This window comes from Bradyrhizobium sp. PRIMUS42, assembly GCF_023006515.1.
Lineage (GTDB): Bacteria > Pseudomonadota > Alphaproteobacteria > Rhizobiales > Xanthobacteraceae > Bradyrhizobium.
Map to the genome: position 1 here is coordinate 1 of NZ_JALBGZ010000166.1, position 10,191 is coordinate 10,191.

At 65.1% G+C, this 10,191-nt stretch carries 12 protein-coding genes and 1 pseudogene; 8 read left to right on the forward strand and 5 right to left on the reverse strand.

All coding sequences use genetic code 11. The annotated features are described in order from the left end of the window. Positions 1 to 151 (forward strand): annotated as a pseudogene (locus MOV75_RS15030) (MFS transporter); the annotation flags it as partial. A 54-nt stretch (positions 152 to 205) separates the two neighbouring features. Here MOV75_RS15030 and MOV75_RS15035 read toward each other — a convergent pair. Further along, positions 206 to 1,081, reverse strand: a complete 876-nt coding sequence (locus tag MOV75_RS15035; protein WP_247006090.1) for an outer membrane protein — start codon at positions 1,079 to 1,081, stop codon at positions 206 to 208. A 286-nt stretch (positions 1,082 to 1,367) separates the two neighbouring features. Between MOV75_RS15035 and MOV75_RS15040 the strand changes: the two genes are divergently transcribed. From MOV75_RS15040 to MOV75_RS15050, 3 genes are all read left to right on the forward strand, one after another. Then, positions 1,368 to 2,561: a M20/M25/M40 family metallo-hydrolase gene (locus MOV75_RS15040; RefSeq protein WP_246925257.1), complete on the forward strand. Its 1,194-nt coding sequence runs from the start codon at positions 1,368 to 1,370 to the stop codon at positions 2,559 to 2,561. 127 nt (positions 2,562 to 2,688) lie between these two features. Beyond that, a complete protein-coding gene (locus MOV75_RS15045) occupies positions 2,689 to 3,777 on the forward strand; it encodes a mandelate racemase/muconate lactonizing enzyme family protein (RefSeq protein WP_246925255.1) in 1,089 nt (362 codons plus the stop codon). A 190-nt stretch (positions 3,778 to 3,967) separates the two neighbouring features. Then, positions 3,968 to 5,116, forward strand: coding sequence for an amidohydrolase (locus MOV75_RS15050; RefSeq protein ID WP_246925253.1), 1,149 nt, complete (start codon positions 3,968 to 3,970; stop codon positions 5,114 to 5,116). Between the two features lie 174 nt (positions 5,117 to 5,290). On the opposite strand, the gene MOV75_RS15055 is transcribed toward MOV75_RS15050, so the two are convergent. Beyond that, positions 5,291 to 5,431, reverse strand: coding sequence for a hypothetical protein (locus MOV75_RS15055; protein ID WP_246925251.1), 141 nt, complete (start codon positions 5,429 to 5,431; stop codon positions 5,291 to 5,293). A 166-nt stretch (positions 5,432 to 5,597) separates the two neighbouring features. On the opposite strand from MOV75_RS15055, the gene MOV75_RS15060 reads away from it, so the two are divergent. Next, positions 5,598 to 6,320, forward strand: a complete 723-nt coding sequence (locus MOV75_RS15060; RefSeq protein ID WP_246925249.1) for a DUF72 domain-containing protein — start codon at positions 5,598 to 5,600, stop codon at positions 6,318 to 6,320. On the opposite strand, the gene MOV75_RS15065 is transcribed toward MOV75_RS15060, so the two are convergent. Continuing rightward, positions 6,317 to 7,504, reverse strand: coding sequence for a CaiB/BaiF CoA-transferase family protein (locus tag MOV75_RS15065; protein WP_246925247.1), 1,188 nt, complete (start codon positions 7,502 to 7,504; stop codon positions 6,317 to 6,319). The genes MOV75_RS15060 and MOV75_RS15065 overlap by 4 nt on opposite strands. 165 nt (positions 7,505 to 7,669) lie before the next feature. Here MOV75_RS15065 and MOV75_RS15070 point away from each other — a divergent pair, with 165 nt between their 5' ends. After that, positions 7,670 to 8,557: a hypothetical protein gene (locus MOV75_RS15070; protein WP_246925245.1), complete on the forward strand. Its 888-nt coding sequence runs from the start codon at positions 7,670 to 7,672 to the stop codon at positions 8,555 to 8,557. 4 nt (positions 8,558 to 8,561) lie between these two features. On the opposite strand, the gene MOV75_RS15075 is transcribed toward MOV75_RS15070, so the two are convergent. After that, positions 8,562 to 8,741: a hypothetical protein gene (locus MOV75_RS15075; RefSeq protein WP_246925243.1), complete on the reverse strand. Its 180-nt coding sequence runs from the start codon at positions 8,739 to 8,741 to the stop codon at positions 8,562 to 8,564. Then, on the reverse strand, positions 8,738 to 8,962 hold the full coding sequence (locus tag MOV75_RS15080; protein WP_246925241.1) for a DUF4349 domain-containing protein: 225 nt from the start codon (positions 8,960 to 8,962) through the stop codon (positions 8,738 to 8,740). The genes MOV75_RS15075 and MOV75_RS15080 overlap by 4 nt, the downstream gene beginning before the upstream one ends. Positions 8,963 to 9,290: 328 nt before the next feature. On the opposite strand from MOV75_RS15080, the gene MOV75_RS15085 reads away from it, so the two are divergent. Further along, positions 9,291 to 9,746, forward strand: coding sequence for an Hsp20 family protein (locus tag MOV75_RS15085; RefSeq protein WP_246925238.1), 456 nt, complete (start codon positions 9,291 to 9,293; stop codon positions 9,744 to 9,746). A gap of 108 nt (positions 9,747 to 9,854) precedes the next feature. Beyond that, positions 9,855 to 10,191, forward strand: a 337-nt coding sequence (locus tag MOV75_RS15090; RefSeq protein WP_247006092.1) for a hypothetical protein, incomplete at its 3' end; no start/stop codon positions are given.

Sequence of the window (10,191 nt, forward strand, 5' to 3'; positions counted from 1 at the left end):
CTTTCTCGGCGCGGCCTTGATGCAATCGGTGACCGGCGCGGTGGCGGCGCTCGCCGGGCTGCCGGCCGTGCTGCTGTTCATGGCCGCGATGCTGGCGATCGGCGTGCTGGTCTTCCTCGCCTATACGTCGCCGGCCGGAAGAACCGGGTGAGCCGTCCGCTCACGCCATCCTTGCATGCTCCCGGACCCATCAAGAAGCCCGAGATCAGTACCTCGCGACCACAGGTCCGCCGAAGCGATAATTGACCCTGAGGGTCGCTTGCTCGACGGTGAGCCGCGAGCTCGCTGTCCCCGTCGCGAATACCCCGCCGAATCCGTCGGGAATGGTGTAGGCCACGCTGCGGCTGCCGAAGTCGGTGTAGCGATACTCGCCTGCAAGGCTCCAGTTCGGATTGAACGCCCATTCGATACCACCGCCGACTGTCCAGCCCCAGCGCGTCGTCGAGCCTCCGTTCGCCGCCGTGAATGTGCTCCCGGGCAGGCTAATGCCGGGGCCGTTGACCACGGTGGTCCTGGAACCGCCGATCTCGGCGATGGCGGCGCCACCGGTGACGTAGAACAGCGCCCGGTCCACCGTGACGCCGGCGCGACCGCGGAACGTAGCCATCCAGTCGATATGACCGAAATCGATGGTCACCGTCTGCGTCACCGGCGGTGCAAAGGTCGGGGCGCCGAAGGTGCGCGAAGCGCTCCCGCTGCTGCCGTTCAATCCCGTCCCAACCGCGTCGGCTTCCACGCCGAGGACGAACTGCTGGACCTGCCAATTGTAGCCGATCTGGCCGCCGCCGATGACCCCGCTTCGGCGGCCGTCACCGGCAATGGTGCCGGTCTGCCCAGGAACAATGGTCAGAACAGCTGCGACCGGCGGCAGCACGCCGAACGCAGGAAACAGCGTTCCACCATCGCTGCTGCCGCTGCCGGGTGTCCAGGCGCCGCCGACATTGGCCCCGACATAGAACCCGGTCCAGTTGAAGATCTGCGCGGCGACCGGCGCAGGTCTCGCCTTGACCGCCATATCCGCAGCATTCGCCGCCACGACACCGAACAACAAGGCACTTCCCGCAATGGCCGCGATCCGCATCATCGTCCCCAATATATCTCGGCAGATGTCGGCGTGCCGCGGCGCCAGAAAACACCTTAAGCTAGTGGCGAATCGCGGTCGAAGCTGTCACCGGACAGCAACATCCGAACACATTATGCGCGATCGCTTCGCTCTTGCGGCACAGAAGCCGGTGGCTTCCGTGACCATGCGCGCCTGGCAACGCAGCGCTGGACTTCATGCGTCGAGGCCGCCTTGCACAACGGCGTGCTGCAAGAGATGCTGACATGGGATGCTGACAAGCATCGTGCATCAAGGGAATGAATTCATGCCTGTCGACACCAAAGCCGCCACCGACCGCCTCATGCGCTTCCTCGCCGTCGAGGGCGTGACCGGACAGGAGGCGGCGATCGGGCGCGAGCTGATGGCTGCGCTGAAGGAGAGCGGCGTGCCGGCAAAGGCGATCCGGCTCGACGATGCCAACAGCCGCATTCCGGTGCCGACCGAGACCGGCAACCTCATCGTCGACCTGCCCGGCCGCGGCACGCTGCACAACCAGCCGCGGATCATGTTCATGACCCACATGGACACCGTGCCGCTCTGCGCCGGTGCCAAGCCGAAGAAATCCGGACGCAAGATCGTCAACGAAGCCAAGACCGCGCTCGGCGGTGACAATCGCTGCGGCTGCGGCGTGCTGGTGACGCTGGCGGCCGAGCTCGCCAAGCAGAAGCTCGATCATCCGCCGATCACGCTGTTGTTCTGCGTGCGCGAGGAGAGCGGGCTCTATGGCGCGCGCCACGTCAAGCTGGACGAGCTCGGCTCGCCCGTGATGGCCTTCAACTATGACGGCGGCTCGGCCTCCAACGTCATCATCGGCGCGGTCGGCGCCGACCGCTGGACTGTGGAGATCTTCGGCCGCGCCTCGCACGCCGGCGTCGCGCCGGAGCGCGGCATCTCCTCGACCATGATCATGGCCCTCGCACTCGCGGACGTGAAAGCCGGCGGCTGGTTCGGCAAGGTGGTGAAGGGCAAGCAGCAAGGCACCAGCAATGTCGGCCCCGTCACCGGCGGCGAGGGCCGTCCCGCGGGCGATGCCACCAACGTCGTCACCGACTACGTGCATGTGCGCGGCGAAAGCCGCAGCCATGACGGAAAATTCTTCAAGGAGATCACCAAGGCCTACAAAGCCGCGTTCGAAAAGGCGGCCAAGAAGGTGACGAACGCGCAAGGCAAGTCCGGCAAGGTCAAGTTCAAGGCCGAGACCGACTATTATCCGTTCCGCATGAAGGACAGCCAGCCCGTCATCAAGCGCGCGGTCGAGGCCGTATCCGCAGTCGGCGGCACTCCGAATGTCCGCACCGCCAATGGCGGCCTGGATGCCAATTGGATGGTCCGTCACGGCATTCCGACCGTGACCTTCGGCGCCGGCCAGAACGAGGCGCATACGATCGACGAATGGATCAATCTCGACGAATACGATCGGGCGTGTGCGCTGGCGGTGCAGCTTGCGACGATGCGGTGAGCATAGAAGTAGCTTGTAGGATGGGTAGAGCGTTAGCGAAACCTATCGCTGCTTGCGAAGATGAAGATGATGGGTTTCGCTGCGCTCTACCCATCCTACAAACAAAAATAAAAATCGGGAGAGGAACATGCCGCACATCGCGAATATCGAATCCGCCCTCTACCGGATCCCCCTCCCCGTCACGCTGTCCGACTCCACGCATGGTGAGATCGCAGCGTTCGAGCTGATCACCTGCCGCATCCGTGATGCCGATGGCGCCGAAGGTGTTGGCTACACCTACACGGTCGGCCGCAATGGCGGCGCCGTCGCGGACATTCTCAAGCGCGAAATTCCGGGGCTGATCGAGGGCCGCGAGGCCGACGACACCGAAGCGATCTGGCATCATGTCTGGTGGGCGCTGCATTATGGCGGCCGCGGCGGGCCGGTGGTGCTGGCGCTCTCCGCGCTCGACATCGCGCTGTGGGATTTGAAGGCGCGGCGCGCGGGCTTGCCGCTGTTCCGGCTGCTCGGAGGGTTCGACGCGCACGTGCCGTGCTATGCCGGCGGCATCGACCTCGATCTCTCCGTCGATGCGCTGCTCAAGCAGACCGACGGCAACCTCGCCAAGGGATTTCGCGCCATCAAGATGAAGGTCGGCCGGCCCGACTTGAAAGCCGACGTCGCGAAGGTCTCCGCGATGCGACAGCATCTCGGCGACGGCTTTCCGCTGATGGCGGATGCCAACATGAAATGGACCGTCGAGGAGGCGATCCGCGCGGCTCGCGCGTTCGCATCCTATGACCTCACCTGGCTCGAGGAGCCGATCATCCCTGACGACGTCGCAGGCCACGCGCGCATCATGCAGGAGGGCGGTGTGCCGATCGCGGCGGGCGAGAATTTGCGCTCGCTGTGGGAGTTCAAGAACTACATCGCCAGTGGCGCGGTGTCCTATCCCGAGCCCGACGTCACCAATTGCGGCGGCGTCAGCGCCTTCATGAAGATCGCGCGGCTGGCGGAAGCCTTCAACCTGCCCGTCACCAGCCACGGCGCGCACGACATCACCGTGCATCTGCTCGCGGCCTGCCCGAACCGCTCCTATCTGGAGGCGCACGGCTTCGGGCTGGACAAGTACATCGAGCATCCGCTGGCGCTTCAGGACGGCATGGCGCTGGCGCCGGACCGCCCCGGGCACGGGATCAGTTTTGATTGGGCGGGACTTGCGAAGCTGGCGGGGTAGGGCGATCCGTAGCTGGGGGTGCGCCCCCTCTCCCGCTCGCGGGAGAGGTGAAGCGGAGCGCGTGGCGCGGCCGGTCTGCCCCAGCAGTACCGTGAGCTTTGCTGCACGCGAGCCATTCCAAGGCGCTTGATGTGTGCCGCTGATAATCCGCTATGGTGACGGCAACCGACATCTTGCGAGAGACCCTGCCTTGACACCCGAGCTGCACCAGAAACTGACCGAATGGCGCCGGCATCTGCATGCCCATCCGGAGCTCTCTCTCCAGGAGAAAGAAACCGCTGCCTTCGTGCAGGACAAGCTCACCGAGCTCGGCATTCCCTTCCAGGCGGGGATCGGCGGCCACGGCATCGTCGCGACCTTGACGCGCGGGCATGCGCAGAGCCGCGTCGGCTTGCGCGCCGACATGGACGCGCTGCCGATCACCGAGGATACCGGACTTGCCTACGCCTCCAGCACATCAGGCGTGATGCATGCCTGCGGCCATGACGGACACACCGCCTCGCTGCTCGGCGCCGCCGCGCTGCTCGCCACCGACACCGACTGGAGCGGAACGGTCGATTTCATCTTCCAGCCGGCCGAGGAAGGCTTTGGCGGCTCGCGCGCGATGGTCGCGGCCGGGCTGTTCGACCGCTTTCCGATGGAACGGGTATTCGGCTTTCACAATTGGCCGGGCCTTGCCGCCGGCACCATCGCCGTGCATGACGGCGTCGTCATGGCCTCCGGCGGGCGCATCACCATCACCATCGATGGCCATGCAGGCCACGCCGGCATGCCGCATCTGACGCGCGACCCGGTGATGGCAGCCGGCCATCTGATCGTCGCGCTGCAAGCGATCACCTCCCGCAGCGTCGATCCGCTCGACACCGCGGTGCTGTCGCTCTGCACGATCGAAGGCGGCACCGCGCCGAACCAGATCGCCGGACGCGTGACCATCCGCGGCACGCTGCGGTACCACCGCGAGGCGGTCAAGGGCGTCATCCTCGACGGGATCGAGCGCACCTGCGCCGGGATCGCGACGACCTTTGGCGTCAAGGTCACGCCCGAGATCGTCATGGGCGTCGGCGTCGTGATCAACACGCCTGATGAAGCTGGCTTGGCACGCATCGCCGCGGAGAAGGTGCGGGCCGAGCTGCGGCGTGACCTCGCGCCCAGCATGGCTGGCGAGGATTTTGCCCATTATCTGCAGCAGCGGCCGGGCGCCTTCGTCTGGATCGGCAACGGCGAACTGCGCGACGGCGCCGAGCTGCACGGCCCGCGCTACGATTTCAACGACGCGATCCTGCCGGTGGCATCGAGCTGGATGGCCGAAGTGGCCAAGGCGGCGCTGGCCTCGAACTGAAGCACGACAACATGAGGCGCAGTCGCTGCAACGAGGGAGCTGCACTCCCTCTCCCGCTTGCGGGAGAGGGTTGGGGAGAGGGTGTTTTCGCAATGGGACAATCCCCAAGAGGAGAAAGCCCTCACCCGCGCCATAGGCGCGACCTCTTCCGCAAGCGGAAGAGGTGAAGGAATTTCACGAAATCTCGCGCGGCAATTTCCAGCCCCGCCGGGGCTCGAAAGCCTCCTCGAGGCGCGCGACGTGATATCCCTCCGGGAAAAGCTGGCCGCCCTCCTCGTCGGCCACGGGAACGTCGGTCACCAGCCCCTCGATCAAGGCGGCCTCCCACACTCTTTCTCGGTGGGAAAGGGATCGCCGATCTGCTTGTTGCCTTCGAACAGCGCGTACATCGGTTCCGGTCCTGCGTTGATCAAGCTCACGAGCAACGTATCGGCGGCACGGACGTTCCTTCCGGCAAATGGCAACGGATGGCACGTGAAACATGGCGCGCGTTCTGATCGGCACCTCCGGCTGGCACTATGATTCCTGGCGCGGGCCGTTCTTTCCCGAGGGCGTGACGCTGAAGGAACAGCTGCGCTATTACGCCGGACAGTTCGACACCACGGAGCTGAACGGCGTGTTCTACCGCACGCCGACGCCGGACGCGGTAAAAGGCTGGCGCGAGCAGACCGGCGGCGACTTCGTCTTCGCCTGGAAGGCGTCCAAATTCATCACGCACTGGAAGCGCCTGTCGGAGCGCTCCGTCAACAGCCTCGAGCTGCTGGAGGACCGCATCTCACGGCTCGGCGGCAAGGCCGGTCCCATCCTGTTCCAGCTGCCGCCGCAATTCGAGGCGAACGCCGACCGGCTCGCGTCCTTCTTCAAGCTGTTGTCGCGGAAACGGCGCTACAGTTTCGAATTCCGTCATCCGAGCTGGTACCAGCCGCGCATCCTGCGAATGCTGGCGGACGAGAACATCTCGCTCTGCCTGTCCGACCATCACGACGCGCCGGCGCCATGGAAGCGCACCGCGGATTTCGTCTATGTGCGCGGACACGGGCCAAGCGGGCGCTATCACGGGCACTATACCAAGGCCGCGCTGGCGCAATGGGCCAAGCGCATCAAGTCCTGGAAGCGGCAGGGCTGCGACGTCTATGTCTATTTCGACAACGACCAGAAGAGCGCGGCGCCAGCCGACGCGCAGGCGTTGAAGCAATTGCTCTAGATGACACCGCCCTGCCGAAGCGCCGCGATCGCGGCCGCATCATAGCCGAGCTCGGCGAGGACGAGATCGGTGTGCTCGCCGAGCGTCGGCGGACGGCTCGCGATTTCACCCGGCGTTTCCGACAGCCGGACCGCAGCACGCGTCACCGGCGCGGGTTTCGGCAAGCCGGGATAGTCGACGTCCTGCATGAAGCCGACGGCGCGGATGTGCGGATGATCCAGCGCCTGTTGCGGTGAGAGCACGGGCCCGGTCGGAATCATCGCCTTGCCGAGCGCATCGACGGCTTCCTGCGTGGTGCGCTCGGCGCACCAGCGCGCCATCCGCTCGCTGATGACGGGGCCGTGGTTGCCGCGGCTGATATCGTCGGCAAAGCGCGGATCGTTCAGCCACAGCTCCTCCTCCCCCATCAGCCTCGCCCACCGCTTGAACAGCGGATGTCCGGTGACCTGGCACAGCACCCAGCCGTCCCTGGTGCGATAGATGTCGGCGGGCGCTGCGGTCTGGCCGAGATTGCCCGTCGGGACGCGGTTGACGTTGATCACCGCCTGCTCGATCAGCGTCGCATTGGTGAAGGACAGAGCGGTTGCGAGCAGCGCGCCCTCGACGACCTGCCCGCGCCCGGATCTGCCGCGCTCAATCAGCGCGGCGAGCGTGCCGAACGCGCAATGCAGCGCAGTGCCGAAATCGACCCAGTTCACCGCGGCGCGGTACGGCGGATCCCCGGTGCCCGTCATGTAGACCGAACCCGACATGACCTGCCCGACACCGTCGAAACCGACACGATCGGACCACGGCCCCGGTCCGCCGAATGCGGTCGCTGTCGTCAGGATGATGTCGGGCTTGATCGCCTTCAAGGACTCGTAATCGAGCTTCATCGCGCGCAGGGTCTGCGGCGGCAGATTGGCGACGACGACGTCCGCGGTCGCAACCAGGCGGCGCATCACCTCCTGCCCTTCCGGCTTCATCGGATCGAGCGTGACGCATTTCTTGTTGCGGTTGACCTGGAGGAACAGCGCGCCTTCGCCGCCCTCCCCGACCGGCGCCACGAAGCGATCCTCGCTGCCCTCGCGCTTCTCGACGCGGATGACCTCGGCACCGAACTCGGCCAGCAAGGTCGCGCAATAGGGGCCCGCAATGTAGCGCCCGAAATCGAGGACGCGCACGCCCTCCAGAACTCCTCCCATCGATCCCTTCCCTGAATTTTTGGAGAGATTACAGGGAACGGCTGCCACGGCAAGGTGGCAACGGCCATCGTGCGCTGCTCTCGACATTTCATCGGTGCCCCGTTTCGGCGGGCGGAAATTCTGCTCTAATATGCACCTGTCCATCCCCCAGCCAGAGCGCCATCCATGCCGCAACAATTCGACCGATCCGCAGAAGATCTCGGCAATGCCATCCATTTCGAACACGTCAACATCCAGGTTCCGGATCAGCGCCTCGCCACCCTGTTCTACGTCGCAGGGCTCGGGCTCACCCGCGATCCCTATCTGATGGTGTCGGACACCAATATGTGGATCAACGCCGGGCGGAGCCAGTTTCACCTGCCGAGCGGCAGGGCGCAGGTGCTGCGCGGCCATATCGGGCTGGTCATCGCGGGCCGCGAGGCGATGCTGGCGCGGCTTGCGTCGGTCGCGAAGAAACTCGAGGGCACGGCCTTCGCCTTCGCCGAGCGCAACGACCATATCGAGGCGATTTGTCCGTGGGGCAATCGCCTGCGCTGCTACGAGCCCGACGCCGCTCGCTTCGGGCGTATCGCGCTCGGCATTCCCTATGTCGAGTTCGACGTGCCCATGGGATCGGCGCGCGGCATCTGCGCCTTCTACCCCGAGATCATGGGCATGCCATCGGAGTTGTGGAATGGCGACGGCACGGTCGCCGCCGTGAAGACGGGCCGCAACCAGCATCTGTTGTTCCGCGAGACCGATCGGTCGCAGGGCGACTATGACGGGCATCACGTACAGATGTACATCACCGATTTCTCCGGCCCGTACCGAAAGCTCCTGGCGCGCAAGCTGATCTCCCGCGAGGACAATCAATACCAGTACCGGTTCTGCGACATCGTCAACCTCGACAGCGGCAAGCCTCTGTTCACGGTGGAACACGAGGTGCGCAGCGCCACCCATCCCATGTTCATGCGGCCGATGGTCAATCGCAATCCGACGCTCAATAACCGGAACTACGCGTACGGCCACGACCAATCGCTCTGGGCGATGGGACCGGACCAGTACGAGGGCTAGTTCCTCATGCCGCCGATCGATCCACCAAGCCGTGCTGGAGCGAATCGAGCAGGCGCTGCTCGCGCTCGATCCGGGCGCGATAGAGTTCGCGTTCGCTCTCGCTTCTGGCACTGGCCAGCAACATGCGATAGTGCCCGATCACCTTCTCGCTGCCGCTGATGAGGAGGTTGCGGACGTCACTCATCGTTCCGCTCCCGCAGCAGTGGACACCGATGGCATGTTCGGAAGGCTGAATGCAGCCGGGAAGGCATCGCCGGTAAGAGCCTCGAGCGCGGTCTGCTCCTCGGCGAGGCGTCGTTCGATAAACCGGCGCTCGATGTCCGACAGCCTGGTCTTCAGCAAGCGTCGATAACGAGACAAATTGTTGCGGTGCGCGCGGATGCGGGCGATATCCTGATCGAGCATCGTCGTCACTCCTGACGGTCTTTCAAGGTCCTTTTCGATTTTGCGGTGCAGGAAGAAAAATCTTCCGGCGCAAAAAAATATTCAGGCGCGTTGTCCTGTCAAGACGCTGTTTCGCCGCCCCCGTCGGCGCCGGCGGCCTCTCGAAAAAAAATCTCGCACCCCCTCTTGCAAGGTCCTTGCGCCGCTCTAATTCGTTTTTCGCCGCGAGAGCGGTGCGCCGGATGCCCAATCGGGTCCGGCGCGGGCGCCGGGCCGGGGTCTTCGGACCCGTTTCCGATCCCCTGTCTTGCGCTCCTTCGTAACCATCTTGCTCTTTGGAGGACTTGGTATGAGGACCACCTTTGACTTCGCGCCGCTGTGGCGCTCCACCATCGGCTTCGATCATCTGGCCGACCTCGTCGACAGCACGCTGCGCCAGGCGGGTGAGGACAATTATCCGCCCTACAACATCGAGCGCTCCGGCGAAGACCAATACCGGATCACGCTGGCCGTGGCGGGCTTCGGCGTCAACGACATCAGCGTGACCGCCGAACAGAACGCGCTCACCATCGAGGGCCGGAAGCCCGACAGCGCCACCCGCGAATATCTCTATCAGGGCATCGCGGCGCGTCCGTTCCGCCGCGTGTTCAATCTCGCGGACTACGTCCAGGTGAAGCAGGCGGCTTTCCAGGACGGTCTCCTGGTCATCGACCTCCTGCGCGAGATTCCGGAAGCCATGAAGCCGCGCCGGATCCAGATCGCGGGGGCTGCGTCACCGCAGATCGAGCAGAGGAAGGCTGCCTGATCGCGCCGGGCGCGGTCGCCGTGCCCCGACCACCGCGGCGGGCGGCGATCCCCTCGCCGTCCGCCGATCAAACCATCCCTTCGAAAGGAGTGTAGAGGGAGACCAGAGATGACCAACGCCAATGCGACCACGGGCGGTCTCGGCTCGCTGTTTCATCCCGCCGCGCATTATGCATCGCCGAACGCCGTCCTCGACGACGGCAAGCTCTCGACAGCGGAGAAGCGGATCATATTGTCGTCGTGGGCCTCGGACATGTACGCCGTCGAATCCCACCCGGCGCTACGCGAAATTCCGGGCATGGATCACCCGATCCGGCTTGCAGACATCCTCGCCGCGCTGCGCAAGCTCGATGACGACGACGATGACCCGCCGCCCCGCGGCGGCGTCCAATCTCGATGTCAGGGCTGCGGTCGATGCGCTCGCCGGCTTCGTCGCGACGTCAGGG